Source organism: Primorskyibacter flagellatus (assembly GCF_048268605.1).
Lineage (GTDB): Bacteria > Pseudomonadota > Alphaproteobacteria > Rhodobacterales > Rhodobacteraceae > Primorskyibacter > Primorskyibacter flagellatus.
The window spans coordinates 1-18,261 of record NZ_JBLWVF010000033.1; the positions used below are offsets into that span (position 1 = coordinate 1).

Here is an 18,261-nt window from a genome sequence, read left to right on the forward strand (position 1 = left end):
TGGACCGCACTCTGACGGACCGGGTAGAGGGATACCGGTGCTGGCCGCCGCAGACTGCCGATTACGCGTAACCGATCGCAGCACCATGAGACATGACGAAAGGGCCGCGCCAAGCGCGACCCCCTCTCTTCAATCCTGCGCAGTCCTCTTAGCCGGGTCAGCAACCCGCATGACCGTCAGGCCTTTCGCTTCCGCCTTCTGCCCGAGGTTCAGCGCGACGCCATTGCCGCCGAAGAGGACAACCCCCGTCGCCGCGAACTTGTCGTCGAGCATTTCGTCGTTGCACTTGAACGGTGCCGCCCGTCCATGCGCGGAGGCCGCATGGCCGAATGCGCGACGGACCGAAGGGCCGTTCTCCACCGCGACACGCGAAGCCGAGCAGGGGAGGCCGCAAGGCAAGTTGGAACTGCGTTCCAAAAGAAGACTGGGGAAAATCTGAGTTTCAGTTGTAGAGGTCAAAAGCGGGACTTCGCTGCGTCGTCCAGGAACGGGCGAAATGCGGGACGAAGCCGACTTGTGCAGGTGCGGCTATTGCTGACGCAGCAGTTTCTTTCATGTGCAGAATATTGTATTCGGTATTCCAGTGGTTTTCACCAAACCGGTCATTGACGAAGCCCGCTCCTGGGGGAACGAATCCCAATTCGTTGCATTTCTGATTGCCTCGATTTCTACGCGATTACAGCAAGGTGTGGGGCAGTTGCCAACTTCTTGCACTATTGGCACGTTAAGTCACGGATGCGCCTGATGGTGGTGTTCAGCTTATCGTTCTGTTGCCCGGGCACGTTCAGATCGCAAACGGGTAGGAAATCATCCGACTGCTCTTCTTTGCGATAGGTGCGCAGCATTCTAGGTCGAAGGCTTGGCCGCAGCCGATCACAAGAAGGTGTTACCTCGTCTGCCTTTGCAGGCAAGGTGCTTGTCCACCTAAGGACACAAAATTCAAACGGCAGTTGCATCTTCTACATGAGCGTCCTGAAACTGCGCAACGAATGTATCGATTTCGTCTCTGGTCTCGAGCAGACATGCAGCGGTCGAAAGCGCATCCGCCACTGCAGCTGATGCAGCGGACACAGATATCTCTCGCCAATTGCTTTGCACGGGCTGACCTGTCCTAGGTTCAATAATATGCCCGACCCGGGCCTGTTCATCAAAGGTTGTGCCAAGCGGCGCAGAAGTGGCAAGCGCGCGCGTATCGAGTGGTACTTCGCCGCCTGCGGCTAAGGTGACGGGCCAGGCACGCCCGTCTGGGTGGGTCCCAAGCGCGCGAAATTCGCCTGTATCAATGAGAACATTTGTGAGGCCTTCATCCATCAACATTTCGGCCACACGATCCGCGATATAGCCCTGTGCGATCCCGTTGAGGGTGAGCGCCATTTCCGGCTCCAGCACAATGGCGGATGAATCCATGCGCACTCGCTTCCATCCGTTTTTTGAACAGGCTCGGCTGATGGCATCTTTCTCCGGTAGCATCCCGTGCGCGGAGGCTTCGGCGTAGCAGGCCCAAAGTGGCTGGATCGTTGGATCAAATCGCCCCCCGCTGGCGCGATGTACCGTCCCTGCAATTGAAAGACATTCGAGCAGTTCAAACGGCGGAAAATCCAACTGACCTGCGTGGTTCAATTGCATCAGACTGCTGTTGGGGCGGTACAGGCTAAAGATATTTTCGAGCCGTGAAATCTCAGCCGCAACTCTTGCGCTGATTGCTTTGGCGTCAGGGTGCGCCAATCGCAACGTTGCACGCGCACCCAAAGCGATGCCCTGCCATGTATAAACAGGCGCGGCCACACTTTGATACGGAAACGCAATTGCAGCCGCACTGATGGTGAGAAAACGACGACGGGTTGTCATGGAATCAATCTCCTGATGTGCGCGCAAATTTGCGCAAGCGTTGTTCGAAATCTGCGTCATCTCTGTCGCCGTCGATGACAACGGGAGCCAGTACCGCCGCGTCAGGTATCTCTGCTAGGCCCAACACCTGCCCGCCATTCTTCGCTGCAAATGAATTGGCCTTTGTGACATCGGCAAAGGGCACAATTTCAGGGGTGCCCATCCCGCCTAAGGCGCGGCTCCCCACAACAAAATGCGCGCTGTCGGCGGCGATCCAGTTTGTGGTGCCGGGATCGGTCCACCTGGCACCTTGCGCGCCCATATCATTGACCCAGATCGCGAGAACCTCGTGCGTCTGTTCGGGCAGCCGGATGTAGGCCACAACGTCACGCACTTGACTGAAAAACAGCGGCATCTGAGGCAGTCCATCCAAGTGTGCTTGCGCTTTGGGGCCGTCATGCTCAAAAAGATTCATCTGACAGAAATGCCCGACGGCGTCGACGGTGAGCGGCAGAGGGGATGTGTCCTGCGCCAGTTCTTCTTTGCATGCGCTCACGGTCAACAGGGCGAGGATACACAATAAACGGATCATGGTTCCACCTTTCTGAAGGCCAGCGTGGCAAGTCCAAGGGCGACGATTGGCCAAACCAGAATTGAAAAAAGCGATTGCCACAGCCCAATAGACGCCGCAGCGCCCCCAATGCCCGATGCCGCCACAGTGGCTTGTGATGCAGTCAGGTTGAACAGACGGAAAGCGTCCGCAGGATTGGCAAGCAACGCTGCGGGAAATACTTGCGTCGTGAAAGTGCCTCCATCGTCGGCTACCACTGCAGCCAAAAGGGCCAAATCATAGAGCACTACCAGCCCGAGCCAGAGCCCAATTGCCAGCCCTGCCGCACCAGATGCGCGCCGAGACAGCGAGGACAGCGCATAACCGATCCCCAAGAAGGTGGCCCCGAGAAGTGTCGAAGTCCAAGTCAAACGCCACAACGCACCAGTCCCCGCAACAGCTGTCGGATCACTTGCGATCGCAACCGATGCCGCCGCGCAGTATCCTGCTACCAAAGCAATCACCAGAATGCCTGTATGGGCAACCAGCTTGCCTGCGACAATTTCCCAACGTGCAACTGGATAAGTCAACAGCAAAGGCAATGTGCCGCGCTCGACCTCACCTGCAACGGCGTCAAAGGACATCAGTAACGCCACCAAAGGCACCAGATAAACCGAAAGCGAGGTAAGCGACGCCACTGTAATGGAGAGGCGATCCGCGCCAAGTCCTCCACTTGGGGCAGACCCAACAGCCGACAAGACCAGCGAGAAGACCACCATCAGACCCACCGCGATTAGCACCCAACGGTTGCGTCGCGCGATATGGGCCTCATAGATGGCGGTGGCAAAAATCCGTGCGATCATTGGCCGTCCCTCCGGCTGAAATGGCTATAGATGTCCTCAAGGCTAGGTGGGATAACGTCGATGTCAGCGACCTTGCCTTTCAGTGCAGCAACCTGGGCCAGCGTCTGGAGCTTTTTATCCTGAGCGCAGCTGACATGAAGGTTGCCCCCCACTCGAATGGCATCGGGCAAGGCCGCAAGAATGTCGGTATCGTAGCCATTGATTGCGGTGATGTGCATCGAAACAGGCAAGGCGGCCTCACGGCGCAGATCGTGTAGCGATCCTTCGGCAACCATTCTGCCTCCCGACAGTATCAACAGCCGATCGGTGCGCGCCTCGACCTCGGTCAAGGCGTGGCTGGACAGCAAGATTGCGGCACCCTCAGCGGCCAACCCATCCAAAAGCTCATAAAAGTCGCGACGCGAAACGGGATCCAAACCGCTGGTTGGCTCATCCAAAACCAAGAGGCTTGGATGCCCGATCAGCGCTTGCGCCAATCCGACCCGCTGACGCATGCCCTTGGAATAGGTACCTATCCGCCGCTTGGCCGCATGTCCCAGACCGACTTTGTCGAGCAACGCCATTGCCTCTGAAACAGGCTCACCGCGCAAGCGCAGATAATAAGTGATTTGTTCCAATCCGGTCAGCGCGGAATGAAAGGTGGCGTTTTCCGGCAGATACGCGACCTTCGAGCGTGCGGCGGCATCCCCAGCCGCTGAGCCGCACACTGAAACTTCGCCGCTGTCGACCGTGATTAAGCCCAGAATAATCTTCATCAGTGTCGACTTGCCCGCGCCATTATGACCAAGCAGCGCCACCCTTTCACCGGGAGCCACATTCAAAGACACATCAGTCAGGGCCTTAACCCCACCAAACGCCTTAGTGAGATGAGAGATCGTTAATGTCGAATTCATCTGGTTCTCTTTCCTTCCAACGATTGGCCACTTTGGCCTCCATCGCGAGATATTTTTGCGGGACTTCCACAGTTGGCGCTTTCATAAGCGGCGCGCTGTCCATAACACCACCCGGCAGTGTGGCGGGAAAGCTGGATTGCCCCCATCGGATCAATTGCACCACTGGCGCCCCTGTCAGCAGCGCGGCGGCAGGTTGTGACCACAAGATATGATCCATCAGATCATTGGGCCGAAACGGGCTGTCGGCGATGCCATCACCACCCAGATCAAAACTGGCATGATCTGACCAGTAGTTGCCTCTGCCCTCAAAGCTCCATTCGATGTCTCGGGTGCCTACATATTTTACCTGTGTCCGATTGCCCAGGAACGCATTTCCCGTGAGCACATTGCGCTCAGACCCCGCCGTAAAATGGATACCGATATTGCAGCCCTCAAAGCGGTTGCCATAAATCAAGTTCTTGTGGGCGTTATAGATGAATGTACATCGATCCACCCCGCCGCGCACCAAATTGCCCGACACATCGGCGTTATTGGCGAAGTTCAGCATGACACCATGACTGCGGTCCGAAAGACTTAGATTGTCTTTGATAACCACTCTGTTCGAGAACATGATGGCATAGCCAAGGTGATTTCCAATCGACACGTTGCCCGACACCTCGGAATCATTAGTGTACATGTAATGCACGGCAAAGCGCAGGTCGCGGAACAAGTTGTTTCGGTAGATACCCTTGCGCGATGTATTTGAGAATATCCCGTCACGGCCCCAACGGACCGAGTTCCCCTCGATCAGGGTGCCGGGTGAATTCCAGACATAAATCCCGTTGCCGCGGTCATTCATCCGTGGCTGCTGTGTGCCTTCGATTGTATTATTGCGCACTTGTGCATCGTGGCCTCCGTGAACGTCGATGCCGTGCAAGTTGCCCAACACCCGGTTGTTTTCAACAACAGCGCGGTCAGCTTTTCTGAGGATCTTTATTCCGGCGTCCGTTTCCTCACTGTTCAGGCCCGACCCCGTCACGGTGAGGTTTGAAATGGTCACATTCGAGGCGTCAATACTGACCACGGTGCCATTCCCCTGCCCGTCGATGACTGCCTCATGGCTGCCAGTCAAGGTGAGTGGGCGGTCGATGACAACTGGGCCTGTGTGTAAACCGGGTTGAAGCACAAGCACATCGCCGGGATTTGCTCCGGCGATGGCGGTGGCAAGCGTGCCCTGACCCGCAGCCACGGGCCGTTCGTCCGCCCAAAGGGGCAGCGCGATCAGCATGGACAGCAAAATGGTCAGGGCACGTATCATGGCTTAACTCGCTTTCGGCTCGACAAACATCCGGCCGCGCATCTCCATATGGAGCGCGTGGCAGAACCATTGACAGTAGTACCAGTACACACCGGGTTGCGTGGCCTTGAACGTGACTGACGATGTTGCCTGTGGCCCGATTTCCATCGCGACCCCGTGGTTGCCCATTGTAAACCCGTGGGTCAGGTCGTCGATATCGTCAAGGTTTGTCACAATCACCGTGACTTCATCACCTTGCTGTACGGTGAAGCTTTCGATCGAAAATGACGGTGCGTTGCTGGACATATAGACGCGCACTTTGTTGCCATCCCGGATGATCTCTTCCTGCCAGTCATCAAGGTCAACGCCATCCGCTTCGGCTTGCTTGCGTGTATCCGCCCACATCGGGTCGTTGCGATCCCAGACCGAAAGAGGATTCAGCTTGGAAGGAGCCACGATGATGGAATCGTGGGGCTCGGCAAAAGTGGGACCGTCGTGGATCAGCGTCATTTCATCCCCGTCAATCGCGAACAACTGCTCGTTTTCCGGCTTGAGTGGACCCACGTTCAGGAAACGGTCCTTGGAAAACTTGTTCATCGTCAGATAGTATTTGTCTGACGCATCCAAGGTTTCACCCATCACTGTGGAGTTGTGCCCAGGCTGGTAATGCACGTCCTTCTTGGTCCGGATCGGATCGACATCTTCGCCGTTATAAAGCTTGATCGCGTCAGCGATATCCCATTTGACCACTTGGCTATCGAGGAACAGTGTCGTGTATGCGCCACCTTTACCATCAAAACAGGTATGAAGCGGCCCAAGACCCAATTCCGGCTCCGCCACAACAACGCTGCGAGGCTCTGCCCCGTCATTGAAAACTGCATCCAGTTTACGGACGTCGATGACCGAAACCGTCGGTGACAGCTTGCCCGCGATGCAGAGGTGGATCTTGTCTGGGGCCATATTGCAGCCATGGGGGTTGTTCGGGATCGGGATATAGCGGGTGTATTTGTTGGTTGTGCCCTTGCGTCCGTCCAACACCTTGACGCCGTTCAATTCAATGAAATCACCAGCTTCGATGCCCTTTTCGATCTCGGCAATGTTGAACACGACGACATGGTCCATATCCGCCTCGGTCATGTCGGCGAGGGTCATCCCCATCTCCGAGTTATACGAGGTCGAAAACGCGTATTTGCCTTCATAGTCACAATCGGTGTTATCAAGGTTTCCGGTCACCATCACCTGCCACGCGACGGTCATCTCGTCAGCGTTAATAGCGGTGTAGAAGTTCACATACTTCTCTGGCTCATCAAGTATTTTTCCGTCATTGACCATCGGCACTTCGTCTTCGCCGTTGCAGAAGACATAGTTTGTGCGCGGCCATTTTTGTGGCCGCAGGCCATGGATCGCCTTGGCATTTGGGATCTCGATGATCTTGTCACATTTCATCACGTCTCCGCGTACCCGCGCGACGCGCGTGTTCGCCTTGTCGTTCATAAACAGATAACGACCGTCATATTTGCCTTCGGTGAACGACATATGCGGGTGGTGCAAATCGCCGTTTGGTGGGAATTCATGCCCGTTGGCCGCAAGATATTCTTTCGTCTTGGGCAACAACCCTTCGGTTAGAATTTTCTTGGATTCATTCGAAATTCCCCAACCTGTTGCCGAGCAGGTGTTGAAAACGGGCACGCGCATCAGCTCACGCATCGACGGCACGCCCAGAATGCGCATTTCGCCGCACTGGCCCGACGACCAAAAGCCGTAGAATTCATCAAGCTGGCCGGGGCCAACTTCCGCACCCGCGGCTGCCCGTGCGCTGGTGGTTGTGGCAAGTGTTGCGCCGGCCACCGCGCCGCCGGTCAACATGGCACGACCACCCCAAGTTCCGGCAAGGGCCGCACCGCCTGCCGTAGCCCCCAGAAGGGCCCTGCGGGAGATTGGTAGCTTCTTTTCCTCTGACATGTCTTATCCTTTCATGTGGTTGGGATTTTGATTTTTTGGTTCGGATGGCCGAGAAACCGTTCAACGTCTGGTCCGGCGCTGTCTTTGGCCCGTCGTTTCATTTTCTTGATGACAACGGGACAGGTTGTTTCTGATTGGTAGAGCACCTGACAATGCAGACAGTCGATGCACTCGTTTGGGTTAATCTCCCCGGTTGGGTGGATCGCCTGAACGGGGCATTGGTGGGCGCAGGTCTGACACGGGCTGCCACATTCCTTGTAGCGCTTGAGCCAGTCGAACATTCGCAATCTTGCGGGAATGGCGAGTGCCGCGCCCAAGGGGCACAAGTAGCGGCAGAAAAACCGCTCGACGAATAGCCCTGCGATCAGCAGCGCGGCGGCATAGGCAACGAATGGCCAGGCGCGTACAAAATTCAGGACGATCGCCGTCTTGAAGGGTTCAACCTCGGCCAACCGTTCTGCTTGTTCGATGCTGGTGAGGGATACACCAAACAGACCAAGAAAGATCATGTATTTCAGGGGCCAAAGCCGTTCGTGCAGTCCCCATGGCAGGGTCCACTGGGGGATACGCAGCTTGCGCGCGACCTGGTTGAGGAGTTCCTGAAGCGCACCGAAAGGACACAGCCAGCCGCAATAGGCACCCCGTCCCCAGAACAACAGTGCCGCCGCAACCGAGAACCACAAGATGAACGTGAGAGGGTCCAGCAAGAAGGCCTGCCAGCTAAAGCCGGAAACAAGCGAGCCGAACAAGGCCATCAGGTTCACCACCGACAGCTGCGCATTGGACATCCAACCCAAATAAACCAGCGTTACCGTCAAAAACCCGATGCGGAACCAGTAGAAAGCACGCTCATTACGGACCGCAAAAGTCTGAAAAAAGAACACGCCTGTGAGGATGGCCAACATGACGCCGAGGACAAAAATCTCGACCTGCTTGCCCAACCAGATCCGCTTCCATAGGGCCTGCTGCGCGTCCAGTTCAGTCTGTGATGTTACTGCGGCGACACTGTCTGGAATTTCCGCAGCCTGTGCGGGAGCGATGGCGCGAATGTACTGTGACGGCAATTGGTAGCCCAGATCAAAGGTGGTAAAGACTTTCTCAATCGCCCCAACTTCGCGCTGTACCAAAAGCTGGATGCGGAAGGGTTTGGTGGGATCAAAGCCACTGTCAGCTGGAATTTTGAACAGGTCAGCTTCGACAAAAACCGGCGCACCCTCGGCGGCGATGGTGTTTATACGTTTGTGCATCCGATCGCGAAAGCGGACCGATACGTCATCCTGAATGAGTACAATCCGGTCAAAGATGCCGCCACGCACATAACCCGACCCCTTGAAGGAATAGAGACCCCGGCCTACTATCGCGACCGCATGATCGCCTTCGTCCAGCCAGTTTTGCACATTGGCGGCAACATCGTCCCCCAAGATTGCACGCCCAATTGCAGGGTGTGAGACAAGCGCCGCTTGCATCTCGATAAATGTTGTTTCGGGGGGGTCGGTCAGGGCGCGTTCGCCTGCACGTTCGTCTTCCATCGCTGCGAAGGCGGCATTGATCTGGCCCACGTCCAGCGAAAGGCGGCGTAATGTGCCGTCACCTTCCAGCGTCATCCAGTCCGGCGCTGCTTCCGCGCCGGGGTCAATCTCGAATTGCGGACCTGCGCTTGGTTCGTCAACCGCAAGGCCACCCAACCCAAGTTGGCGGGCAACTTTAAGACCGGCGCGAACGATTGAATCGTCGATCACCATGATCGTCACGGTCGCGCCTGAAATGATGTCAAGCTGGTGTGCCGTGCCGCCCGACTCCGCTTCCGCCACCAGATCAAGACCGCGATAGTTGGCGACCAATGCTTTTACCTTGGCGTCTGGAATGCCGATCAGCACAATCGGTTCGGAGTGCTTGACGAGTTCTACGCCAATGACCTGGGCGGCATCATCAATTGCCACCATTGTGTGAATTGGCTTGCCGGAATAGCCGGTGGTCGAGACGAAATCCGAGGTGATGTAGCCAAAACCGATCCGCTCCCCCGCCTTTAGGATCTGAACAACGGGAATGTCGGGATGAATGCTGCCAAAGGCGTCCGCACCCTCAACCAGCTCGCCAGCCGTCAGGTCCGGCAACAGCTTGGACAGCACTGTATCGGCTGCAACAGGAAGCCCGAACAAAAACACCGTCGCACACATCGCCACTAATTTTAGGGAGGACAGTAAAATATTCATGCGGAGGCGTCCTTACGAATAGGTCGCCCGTCGCTGCGCATCATTCGGCCGCCTGCTGACCAACCAAATGTGATCAGACCCGGCATGGAAAACTGCACAACCGGAGGGCCGCGCGGCGCGGGGTAGAGGTTTCGTTTATTTTCGATGGGGTTTGGAGCGACGGGGTTCACCGCCTCCATGTCAAAACGGTCCAAGGATGGAACAAGCGACCACTTTCCGGGGGTCAGGGCACCGAAGATTTGACAGCATGTCAGGCACTCGGGGCAGGTCTGCGTTTGCTCAACAGGGTTACCATTGGCGTCGAACGCAACAGTTTTTGCAGCTCCGTCGGCGCAGATTTCCATGGAAAAGACTGCGTTAGGCCCGACCTTTGCCATACCGGTGGAGCCGTACAATGCCACAGACACTGTCAGCAAAAGGCCGAGAACAAAGGCGAACACATTCTTCATGGCAGGGTAGCTAGCTTCAAACAGATCGACGTAATTTGATCTACCGCGACGAGAACGCGATAGATTTCGGGTTTTTGAGGATGTAGTGGTCTGACAATTCTTATCTGTGTGCTCAAAGACCGCTCAGGCTCTCCTCAAATCGAGTTTTGGCCTTTTTAGGCATCTTTGCCGCGAGAAAACTGTCAGTGTCGGCGACATCATCACCAACCGCGATGACCATCACCATGCCCATGCCCCAGTGCGGCTTGCATTTGACGCCGTACAGTCCAGGCTCGGTTAGCGTAACGTCGATCTCTTCGTTGATCTTACCCGCGAAGGCTTCCGCTGCTTCAGGGATCATTCCTTTGACAGATTCAGCGTTATGACCTTTGTCAGCCGGAATGAATTTGACGGTGTCACCCGCCGCAATGCGCAGCGAGGCGGGCTCAAACACCATTGCGCCACTATCGCCCTTGTTCAACATTTGAACATCGAAGGTTTCGGCAAAAGATGCGCTGCCCATCAAAGCTGCGAGTGCGAGGCCGGTTGCCAGTTTGCGGATCATCATCTTTCCTTTCAGATCGCGTTGGTTGTTGACCTGAAACCTAGCGAAATGGCGTGGTGGAACTTTGCGCTAGGACAAACTGCTAGTGGGTTTTTCGACTGAACCGGAAACAGTCGTCTATGGTCTTTTCCCGCTACATCGTGGACAACGCATTGTATGAACGAGATATCACCACGCAAAACGCTGCCGCGGCTGGACGAAAGCCTGCTGACGCATTTACCGCCGTTTTCCAAGCTGGAGCGACGCGACATTCGTACGATTCTCGATCAGGCCACGTCGCGCCGATACGAGGAAAGCGTTGCGATATTTGATGAGGGCGCGCCCGCGGAGCGCTTTTTCATGCTGCTTGACGGGTATGTCCGGGTGGTGCGCATCACGCCTACAGGCGAACAAGTGACCGCGCTTCATATTCCAGCGGGGCAGCTTTTGGGTATCGCCAAGGCGATCGGTCGCGATAGCTATCCTGCAACAGCCATGACAGCGACGGAGTCTATTGTTCTTAGCTGGCCCGCGCGCCTGTGGGATACATATGTTGCCGACTACGAGGGCTTTTCGACGGAAACCTACAAGACTGTCGGCAACCGGCTGGGGGAAATGAACAACCGGATCGTTGAGATGGCCACCCAACAAGTTGAGCAACGCGTGGCGAATGCGCTTTTGCGCCTGATTAATCAAACGGGTCGGAAAACACCCGATGGGATCGAGATCGACTTTCCTATCACGCGGCAGGACCTATCCGAATTGACTGCGACAACACTGCATACCGTCAGTCGTTTGCTGAGCGGGTGGGAAAAGCGCGGTCTGGTTCAGAGCAAACGCAAACGTATTACAGTGACGAACCCGCACGCTTTGGTGGAGATCAGTCAAGCGTAGCAGGCTTTAGCAGGCTGCTGAAAAAATCTGGCGCAGGCCACAACACCGGCAAAACGGGGCGATTTTTGCGCTCTCTCGTCGAGCTGATGAAAACGTCCTGCGATCCGGAATCGATCAGCTCCACGAGAACGGCTGTTCAAAATCCTTTTTCAGCAGCCTGTTAGAGGCCAGCAGCTTCGCGAAGCTCTGCCAAAAAATCGGTCTCATTGAGATGATACTCCGTGCAGGCATCCGCAATAGTGTGGAACGGGCTGATCAAACAACCGACGCATAGCATCTTATGGCGCAGGAATACCGGTATCGTGTCCGGCCAATGTGTCATCAGATCCGCCAGTGGCAGATCAGGGTCATCCAATTCTGGCTGTCGCATGGCTTTCTCCTGATCTGGTGAGACTAGCCCAGAAATTCAGTCAAACGTTGCGCTGGCGCAAACTTGCATACAGCGCCTGTCTCTAAGGAACGTCTGAAAAACCTGCTTCTTTCGGCGTGATCTGGTAGACTTGGGCAACCCGCCAAGGAGCCGTTCCGATGCCGAAGCAGCCTGCCTTTCCCGGTCTTCACGATGCAATGAAGAAGAAGCAGACCCGGCGGGAACTGTTTCTGGCGGAGATGGACGAGGTGGTGCCCTGGGGGCGGTTTCTGGCGCTTGTCGATCCGCATTATCCGAAGGCCGGGCCGAAGGGTGGTCGCCCGCCGATGCCGCTGGAGATGATGCTTCGGGTCTATTTCCTGCAGAACTGGTATGCGCTGAGCGACCCGATGGCTGAGGAAATGCTCTACGACAGCGAGGCGATGCGCCGCTTTGCCGGGATCGAGCTGGGTGACGACCGCATTCCGGACGAGACCACGATCCTGAACTTCCGTCATCTGCTGGAACGGCACGGGCTGACAGAAGCGATCTTTGCGGACGTCAACGCGCATCTGGCCGACAAGGGCATCGGCTTGCGCTCCGGCACGCTGGTCGACGCCACGATCATCGACGCGCCGTCCTCCACGAAGAACAAGGCGGGCGCGCGCGACCCCGAAATGTCATCCACGAAAAAGGGAAACGACTGGTATTTTGGTATGAAGGCGCACATTGGCGTCGATGCGGACAGCGGCGTTGTTCACAGCCTGGACACCTCGACAGCCAAGCTCCACGACAGCCAGGTCTGGGACGACCTGCTGCATGGCGACGAGACCTCCGTCTGGGCCGACAAGGGCTATGTCAGTGCCGAGCGCGAGGCGGCGTTCAAAGGGTCGGGCAAGGCCTGGGGTGTCATGCGCAAGGCGCCAAAGGGTGGCAAGCTGCATCCCCTCGACGAACGGATCAACCGGGTGATCGCGATGGTGCGGGCCAAGGTCGAGCATCCGTTCCGGGTCATCAAGCGGCAGTTCGGCCACGTGAAGACCCGCTACCGGGGCCTCGCCAAGAACCGCGCCCAGCTCTTCACGCTGTTCGCGCTTGGAAACCTGTTCCTGGTGCGAAGGAGGCTGATGGCATGAGGACGAGTCTGCCCAGAATACGCCAAACCGCCGAAATGGCGGCCTTGAAGCCGCTTGATCGGCCGCAAACAACCTGTCTCACACCTTCCGAGAGCATCAAGCCACAATCTCGGCGCAGCCGAACCCGTTGATCAGACGTTCCCTAAGGATTGGCCATCCCGAATTCAAGGAGACCGGCCAATGGCGGAATTTCTGACCAAATCGCGGGCGCGGAATATCTTCTACGGAGGCTCGATATTTTTTGTCGTAGTCTTTGTTGCGATGACCGCCCATTCCCACAAGTACGTCGTCGAGACCTCAACCGCCGGAATGGAGCTGAGCGAGGCGGTCGTTCACGGCAAGCATGTCTGGGAGAAACACTCCTGCATCAATTGCCATAGCCTGCATGGGGAAGGCGCGTATTTCGCCCCCGAGGTTGGCAATGTGATGACCCGCTGGGGTGTTCTGGAAGATCCCGAAGACGCTTTCGAGACGCTCAAAGGCTGGATCGAGGCGCAACCCAGCGGCATCGAAGGTCGCCGTCAAATGCCCCGCTATGAACTAACCGACGAGGACATTCGTGGCCTCGCCGAATTCCTGCGTTGGGCCGATCAAACCGATACGCAAGGCTGGCCGCCAAACGACGCGGGTTGAACCGCGAGAAAGGACAAAACCATGAAATATCAATCACAAAAAGTAGCCTACTGGTACTTTCTTGCGGCAATGGCGCTGTTTGCCATTCAGGTGCTGGGCGGACTGCTCGCGGGCTGGATTTACATCTCGCCCAATTTCCTGTCGGAGCTGCTGCCGTTCAACGTGATCCGCATGATTCACACGAACGCGCTGATCGTCTGGCTCTTGCTGGGCTTCTTTGGCGCCGCATATTTCCTGATCCCGGAAGAATCCGAGCGCGAAATTTACTCGCCCAAGCTGGCATATATCCAACTGATCATCTTGCTTGTCGGCACTTTGGGGGCCGTCGGCAGCTACCTTGTGGGCATCCATGGGGGTCGCGAGTTTCTGGAGCAACCGCTTTGGGTTAAATTCGGCATTTTGGTCGCGGCGCTGATTTTCCTGTTCAACATCTCGATGACCGTGCTGGCAGGCAAGAAAACTGCTATCACCAACGTACTGCTCATGGGCCTGTGGCTGTTGTCGCTGCTGTGGATTTTTGCCTTCATCAACCCGAACAACCTGTCGCTTGATAAAATGTACTGGTGGTTCGTCGTGCACCTTTGGGTCGAGGCGACCTGGGAGTTGGTGATGGCGGCGATCCTCGCTTTCCTGCTGCTGAAGCTAACGGGCGTGGACCGCGAAGTGGTGGAAAAATGGCTCTATGTCATTGTCGCGACTGCGCTATTCTCGGGCATTCTAGGAACCGGCCACCACTTTTACTGGATCGGCTTGCCCGGTTACTGGCAGTGGGTTGGTTCGATCTTCTCGACCTTCGAGGTGGTCCCGTTCTTTCTGATGATGAGCTTTGCCTTCGTGATGGTCTGGAAGGGCCGTAAGAACCACCCGAACAAGGCCGCCCTTTTGTGGTCGCTTGGGTCCAGCACGGTCGCCTTCTTTGGCGCTGGCGTCTGGGGGTTTCTGCACACGCTGCACGGGGTGAACTTTTATAGCCATGGCACGCAGATCACCGCAGCCCATGGCCACCTTTCATTCTTCGGGGCCTATGTCGCGCTGAACCTTGCAATCTTTACTTATGCGATGCCGATGTTGCGGGAACGTGCGCCGTACAATCAGGTGCTCAACATGGCGTCTTTCTGGCTGATGACGGGCGGCATGGCCTTCATGACCTTCGTGCTGACCTTCGCCGGTACGATCCAGACGCACATGCAGCGTGTCGTGGGTGACTACTACATGGACGTACAAGATAGCCTTTCGATTTTCTACATGATGCGCTTTGGCGCGGGGGCCTGTGTGGTCATCGGTGCGCTTCTGTTCATCTATTCCCTGCTGGTGGTGCGCAAGGACGAGATCATCGCGCCCGGTCCGGCCAACCCCGTTCCCGGAGAATAAGCCATGAACATGCAAAACCCGCCAACCCTGGCGTTCTACCAGCCTACAGGGCGCGAATGCGACCTGTTCGAGACGGCCCATGACAACGGTCTGCCCCTTCTTTTGAAGGGGCCGACCGGCTGCGGGAAAACCCGCTTTGTTGAACACATGGCGGCGCGATTGGGCAAATCCCTTTATACCGTTGCCTGCCACGATGATTTGTCTGCGGCAGATCTGATCGGCCGCTATTTGCTCAAGGGTGGCGAGACCGTCTGGGTCGATGGCCCGCTGACCCGCGCTGTACGCGAGGGCGGCATCTGCTATCTCGACGAGGTGGTCGAGGCCCGCAAGGACGTGACCGTGGTCTTGCACCCACTCACCGACACGCGGCGCACGTTGATGATTGACCGTACGGGCGAAGATCTGACCGCCCCCAAAGATTTTATGTTGGTCGCAAGCTACAACCCCGGCTACCAGAACGTGCTCAAGCGGCTGAAGCCGTCCACACGGCAGCGGTTCCTGTCGATCAGCTTCGACTTTCCGGATTCGGAAACCGAGATTGCGGTCGTCGCCAGCGAAAGCGGACTTGAGCCGGGCCGTGTGGCACCTCTGGTGCGCTTGGCAGGCCACATCCGCAAGCTTAGCGGTATGGACCTTGAGGAAGGGGTGTCCACCCGCCTGTTGATCTATGCGGCAACTCTGATGTCAGGCGGCATGGGGGTCGATCAGGCCCTGGAGGCGGCAATCATCGAGCCGCTCAGCGACGAGAGGGATGTGCAGCAATCCTTGCGCGATCTTGTCAGCACAATCTACGGATAAGCGTCATGCACCTACTTGACCTCATGGAACCGGAAGAAACCGTTGGCAATATCTGGCACGACATGGCCAGTGGCATCGGCGCGGGCGTTCGCCACCCGCAGGCAGGTGTTCTGCTTGCTTCGGTGCGGCCCAGCCTTGCCGTTCTGTTCCGCGCGCTTGGCGGTGCACCCGGGGTTGAATTGGGCGAAGTGGCTCAGGCGCTGGTGCAGCACCGGCAAGTTCTCAAACGCAAGTTGGGTGCGGACCGCGACCGCGAATGGGTCGCCCGGTTTGACGGCGAAAAGCTGATGTTGCCCCCGGTCATGGATGTCTTTCCTGACCATGACCTGAACCGGGCTGCGTATTTCTGGCTGACAGCACTGGCCGCGCATACCACAGTGACGGACCTTGACCTGCCAGACAGCGGACCCGCGCAGGACTGTGCTTATGTCCGGGCGAATGCAGACGCATCGGATAAGGCCTTTCAATCCTGCCCGGGCCTGCGGGATCACTACTTGGCGATGGCGGCCTATTGCGCACAGAGCCGCGCGAACCTGAACCGCGCCGCCCAAGAGGCCGCGTTGGAACAGGCCATTCGCGATCAACTTGGCGGTGCCATTGCGCAACTGCCCGCGGACGTCGGGCCTTCCAAGGGCTACATGCCCTGCGCGCCCGTGCCGATCTGGTTGCGGTTTGAACGTTCCGGACAAGGCAGCATCGCAACACAAGATGCCGAGGCAGATGCCGCTGCGCCGCCCCCGACCGCCGCAGCGAGCAACCGCAAGCTCGGCGAACGCAAGGATCAGGACCAGCACAACCGCAAGGACAGTTTTATCATTCACCGCTTTGAATCGATTCTGTCTTGGGTGGAATCCATGAACATCAACCGCAGCGTAAATGATGACGATGAGGAAAACGCCCAGAAGGCTGCCGACGATCAGGATCGCATCACCCTGACCAAACAGGATCGCAAGGTTGCCACGCGCCTGCGCCTGCACCTCGACCTGTCCCCGGCAGATGCCGATCACGAAGCGCTGGCGGGCACCCATACCTACCCCGAATGGAACCACCGCAGCCGAAGCTATATGGCGGATCACTGCCGCGTGCTTGATGCGCCTGCACAGCTCGACGGAGCCACCTTTACCCCCAATGACTCATACGTCCGCAAAGTGCGCCGCCAGTTCGAAGCGCTGCGCCCGCGCCGTATACTGCAACCCCGCCAGATCGACGGGCAAGAGCTTGATCTTGATGCCGTGCTGACCGCGCGTGCGGATATGATTGCAACCGGTTCCGGGTCCGACCGCATCTGGCAGGCCGCGCGGCAAATGGACCGCGATGTCTCTGTCGCCTTCTTGATCGACACGTCCCGCTCCACCGAGGCGGCAATTGGCGACACCTCCGTGATTGATGTCGCGCGTGACACGATGGCCGCCCTTGCAGCCGGGATCGACGCGGCAGGCGACAGGTTGGGCATCTGGGGGTTCTCTTCGCTGCGCCGCGACCGGGTGTTTCTGACCCGCTGCAAAGAGTTCGACGCCCGTATGTCACCAGACGTCACTGCCAGTATAGGCGTGCTCAAACCAGGGCATTTCACCCGTCTGGGCGCCGCCATCCGCCATGTCTCTGCGCAACTGGCAAAAGAGCCATCGGCGCGCAAGCTGTTGATCGTGCTCACCGATGGCAAACCAAACGATCTGGACCACTACGAAGGCCAGCACGGCATCGAAGACAGTCATATGGCGGTGCGCGAGACGCGCAATGCGGGGCAAAGCCTGCATGGCATCATCATCGACGAGGACGGACAAGACTGGTTTGCCCGCATCTTCGGGCGCGGCGGCTTTACGCTGTTGCCCAATCCAGAACGCCTGTCACGGGCGTTGCCAGACATTTATCGCACCCTGACACAGGAGACCTGACATGCGTATCGTAACATCCTTGCTGACCATGATCCCGGCCACACCCGTACTGGCCGAAGCCTATGAGCGACCCATCCCGCAGGTCCAATCGGCCACGGCAGAATTCTGGTATGCGCTCGCCTGTCTTGCATTGGTCTTGGCGATGATCGCCGTCCAGCGCCTGGTCGCCAGCAGATGAAACGCGCTGGATGGTCCACAGGCCAAATCGCCTGCGCACTTTACCCGTTTGGAGCAGGGGCCGCGACGGTCAACGTCTTCTTCGCCTCGCTGATTTTCAGCTGGGTCGGAGCGCCGGTGGCGTCCATCGCGTGGTCCATCGGGTTGGGATGTCTCATAGGTGCTCCTGCGACATGGTACTTTGCGCGTCATATCAAGCATTTGATGAACGTGGCCGACGAGGTGGGTGACGCATGAAGATCGAAATGGACCGGGGCCAGCCGTTGATTGACGCGCAGGATTTGGGCAAGCTACTGGGGCTGGACCCTGCCGACGTGCAGACCAAAATGCGCGCTGGTGAAATTACCAGCCGGTTTGAGACTGGTGAGGGTGAGGAGGGAGTGGGCAAAACCTGGTGGTCAGGCGGCCAGTTTCCTGTGAGCGACAGTCAATCGCCCGTCAAGAACGGCAGC

At 57.3% G+C, this 18,261-nt stretch carries 19 protein-coding genes and 1 pseudogene; 9 read left to right on the forward strand and 11 right to left on the reverse strand.

What is annotated here, in order from left to right; all coding sequences use genetic code 11:
• Positions 1–129: 129 nt before the first annotated feature.
• The 10 genes and pseudogenes from ACN0WV_RS18620 to ACN0WV_RS18665 all read right to left on the reverse strand — a co-directional run.
• A pseudogene (locus ACN0WV_RS18620) lies at positions 130–390 on the reverse strand (DUF2493 domain-containing protein); the annotation flags it as partial.
• Positions 391–939: 549 nt separating this feature from the next.
• Positions 940–1,848, reverse strand: coding sequence for an FAD:protein FMN transferase (locus ACN0WV_RS18625; RefSeq protein WP_417607736.1), 909 nt, complete (start codon positions 1,846–1,848; stop codon positions 940–942).
• A 4-nt stretch (positions 1,849–1,852) separates the two neighbouring features.
• The gene (locus ACN0WV_RS18630; RefSeq protein WP_417607738.1) at positions 1,853–2,419 is read right to left on the reverse strand and encodes a nitrous oxide reductase accessory protein NosL; all 567 of its coding nucleotides are present in this window, start codon (positions 2,417–2,419) and stop codon (positions 1,853–1,855) included.
• Entirely contained in the window at positions 2,416–3,240 is an 825-nt protein-coding gene (locus ACN0WV_RS18635) for an ABC transporter permease (protein WP_417607739.1), read from the reverse strand. Before ACN0WV_RS18635 ends, ACN0WV_RS18630 begins: the two co-directional genes overlap by 4 nt.
• Positions 3,237–4,133 carry an ABC transporter ATP-binding protein gene (locus ACN0WV_RS18640; RefSeq protein ID WP_417607741.1) on the reverse strand — a complete coding sequence of 299 codons (897 nt, stop codon included), beginning with the start codon at positions 4,131–4,133 and terminating at the stop codon, positions 3,237–3,239. The genes ACN0WV_RS18635 and ACN0WV_RS18640 overlap by 4 nt, the downstream gene beginning before the upstream one ends.
• Entirely contained in the window at positions 4,099–5,430 is a 1,332-nt protein-coding gene (locus ACN0WV_RS18645; protein ID WP_417607742.1) for a nitrous oxide reductase family maturation protein NosD, read from the reverse strand. The genes ACN0WV_RS18640 and ACN0WV_RS18645 overlap by 35 nt, the downstream gene beginning before the upstream one ends.
• 3 nt (positions 5,431–5,433) lie before the next feature.
• A complete protein-coding gene (nosZ, locus tag ACN0WV_RS18650; RefSeq protein WP_417607744.1) occupies positions 5,434–7,371 on the reverse strand; it encodes a TAT-dependent nitrous-oxide reductase in 1,938 nt (645 codons plus the stop codon).
• An 11-nt stretch (positions 7,372–7,382) separates the two neighbouring features.
• The gene (locus tag ACN0WV_RS18655) at positions 7,383–9,584 is read right to left on the reverse strand and encodes a 4Fe-4S binding protein (protein WP_417607745.1); all 2,202 of its coding nucleotides are present in this window, start codon (positions 9,582–9,584) and stop codon (positions 7,383–7,385) included.
• Entirely contained in the window at positions 9,581–10,033 is a 453-nt protein-coding gene (locus ACN0WV_RS18660) for a hypothetical protein (protein WP_417607747.1), read from the reverse strand. Before ACN0WV_RS18660 ends, ACN0WV_RS18655 begins: the two co-directional genes overlap by 4 nt.
• Before the next feature lie 112 nt (positions 10,034–10,145).
• Positions 10,146–10,577 carry a pseudoazurin gene (locus ACN0WV_RS18665; RefSeq protein ID WP_417607748.1) on the reverse strand — a complete coding sequence of 144 codons (432 nt, stop codon included), beginning with the start codon at positions 10,575–10,577 and terminating at the stop codon, positions 10,146–10,148.
• Between the two features lie 156 nt (positions 10,578–10,733).
• On the opposite strand from ACN0WV_RS18665, the gene ACN0WV_RS18670 reads away from it, so the two are divergent.
• The gene (locus tag ACN0WV_RS18670) at positions 10,734–11,450 is read left to right on the forward strand and encodes a Crp/Fnr family transcriptional regulator (protein WP_417607749.1); all 717 of its coding nucleotides are present in this window, start codon (positions 10,734–10,736) and stop codon (positions 11,448–11,450) included.
• A 160-nt stretch (positions 11,451–11,610) separates the two neighbouring features.
• On the opposite strand, the gene ACN0WV_RS18675 is transcribed toward ACN0WV_RS18670, so the two are convergent.
• Positions 11,611–11,820, reverse strand: a complete 210-nt coding sequence (locus ACN0WV_RS18675) for a DUF1858 domain-containing protein (RefSeq protein ID WP_417607751.1) — start codon at positions 11,818–11,820, stop codon at positions 11,611–11,613.
• Between the two features lie 158 nt (positions 11,821–11,978).
• On the opposite strand from ACN0WV_RS18675, the gene ACN0WV_RS18680 reads away from it, so the two are divergent.
• From ACN0WV_RS18680 to ACN0WV_RS18715, 8 genes are all read left to right on the forward strand, one after another.
• Positions 11,979–12,935, forward strand: a complete 957-nt coding sequence (locus tag ACN0WV_RS18680) for an IS5 family transposase (protein ID WP_417607753.1) — start codon at positions 11,979–11,981, stop codon at positions 12,933–12,935.
• A gap of 180 nt (positions 12,936–13,115) precedes the next feature.
• Entirely contained in the window at positions 13,116–13,568 is a 453-nt protein-coding gene (locus tag ACN0WV_RS18685) for a c-type cytochrome (protein WP_417607754.1), read from the forward strand.
• A gap of 21 nt (positions 13,569–13,589) precedes the next feature.
• On the forward strand, positions 13,590–14,939 hold the full coding sequence (locus ACN0WV_RS18690; RefSeq protein WP_417607755.1) for a cbb3-type cytochrome c oxidase subunit I: 1,350 nt from the start codon (positions 13,590–13,592) through the stop codon (positions 14,937–14,939).
• A 3-nt stretch (positions 14,940–14,942) separates the two neighbouring features.
• Complete coding sequence (locus ACN0WV_RS18695; RefSeq protein WP_417607756.1) at positions 14,943–15,737, forward strand: CbbQ/NirQ/NorQ/GpvN family protein; 795 nt, start codon at positions 14,943–14,945, stop codon at positions 15,735–15,737.
• A 5-nt stretch (positions 15,738–15,742) separates the two neighbouring features.
• Positions 15,743–17,632 (forward strand): nitric oxide reductase activation protein NorD, encoded by a 1,890-nt coding sequence (locus tag ACN0WV_RS18700; protein WP_417607758.1) that lies wholly within the window; start codon positions 15,743–15,745, stop codon positions 17,630–17,632.
• A 1-nt stretch (position 17,633) separates the two neighbouring features.
• The gene (locus ACN0WV_RS18705; protein WP_417607760.1) at positions 17,634–17,810 is read left to right on the forward strand and encodes a protein NnrT; all 177 of its coding nucleotides are present in this window, start codon (positions 17,634–17,636) and stop codon (positions 17,808–17,810) included.
• Positions 17,807–18,046: an NnrT protein gene (locus ACN0WV_RS18710; protein ID WP_417607762.1), complete on the forward strand. Its 240-nt coding sequence runs from the start codon at positions 17,807–17,809 to the stop codon at positions 18,044–18,046. Before ACN0WV_RS18705 ends, ACN0WV_RS18710 begins: the two co-directional genes overlap by 4 nt.
• The coding region (locus ACN0WV_RS18715) for a DUF6522 family protein (RefSeq protein WP_417607764.1) at positions 18,043–18,261 on the forward strand (219 nt) is incomplete at its 3' end. The genes ACN0WV_RS18710 and ACN0WV_RS18715, both read left to right, overlap by 4 nt.

Bases quoted from the DNA above. Each gene is read 5' to 3' on its own strand.
- ACN0WV_RS18700 (WP_417607758.1), top strand. From the start codon at position 15,743: ATGCACCTACTTGACCTCATGGAACCGGAAGAAACCGTTGGCAATATC.
- ACN0WV_RS18675 (WP_417607751.1), bottom strand. From the start codon at position 11,820: ATGCGACAGCCAGAATTGGATGACCCTGATCTGCCACTGGCGGATCTG.
- ACN0WV_RS18645 (WP_417607742.1), bottom strand. From the start codon at position 5,430: ATGATACGTGCCCTGACCATTTTGCTGTCCATGCTGATCGCGCTGCCC.
- ACN0WV_RS18705 (WP_417607760.1), top strand. From the start codon at position 17,634: ATGCGTATCGTAACATCCTTGCTGACCATGATCCCGGCCACACCCGTA.
- ACN0WV_RS18625 (WP_417607736.1), bottom strand. From the start codon at position 1,848: ATGACAACCCGTCGTCGTTTTCTCACCATCAGTGCGGCTGCAATTGCG.
- ACN0WV_RS18710 (WP_417607762.1), top strand. From the start codon at position 17,807: ATGAAACGCGCTGGATGGTCCACAGGCCAAATCGCCTGCGCACTTTAC.
- nosZ (WP_417607744.1), bottom strand. From the start codon at position 7,371: ATGTCAGAGGAAAAGAAGCTACCAATCTCCCGCAGGGCCCTTCTGGGG.
- ACN0WV_RS18670 (WP_417607749.1), top strand. From the start codon at position 10,734: ATGAACGAGATATCACCACGCAAAACGCTGCCGCGGCTGGACGAAAGC.
- ACN0WV_RS18695 (WP_417607756.1), top strand. From the start codon at position 14,943: ATGAACATGCAAAACCCGCCAACCCTGGCGTTCTACCAGCCTACAGGG.
- ACN0WV_RS18640 (WP_417607741.1), bottom strand. From the start codon at position 4,133: ATGAATTCGACATTAACGATCTCTCATCTCACTAAGGCGTTTGGTGGG.
- ACN0WV_RS18665 (WP_417607748.1), bottom strand. From the start codon at position 10,577: ATGATCCGCAAACTGGCAACCGGCCTCGCACTCGCAGCTTTGATGGGC.
- ACN0WV_RS18690 (WP_417607755.1), top strand. From the start codon at position 13,590: ATGAAATATCAATCACAAAAAGTAGCCTACTGGTACTTTCTTGCGGCA.
- ACN0WV_RS18680 (WP_417607753.1), top strand. From the start codon at position 11,979: ATGCCGAAGCAGCCTGCCTTTCCCGGTCTTCACGATGCAATGAAGAAG.
- ACN0WV_RS18685 (WP_417607754.1), top strand. From the start codon at position 13,116: ATGGCGGAATTTCTGACCAAATCGCGGGCGCGGAATATCTTCTACGGA.
- ACN0WV_RS18635 (WP_417607739.1), bottom strand. From the start codon at position 3,240: ATGATCGCACGGATTTTTGCCACCGCCATCTATGAGGCCCATATCGCG.
- ACN0WV_RS18655 (WP_417607745.1), bottom strand. From the start codon at position 9,584: ATGAATATTTTACTGTCCTCCCTAAAATTAGTGGCGATGTGTGCGACG.
- ACN0WV_RS18660 (WP_417607747.1), bottom strand. From the start codon at position 10,033: ATGAAGAATGTGTTCGCCTTTGTTCTCGGCCTTTTGCTGACAGTGTCT.
- ACN0WV_RS18630 (WP_417607738.1), bottom strand. From the start codon at position 2,419: ATGATCCGTTTATTGTGTATCCTCGCCCTGTTGACCGTGAGCGCATGC.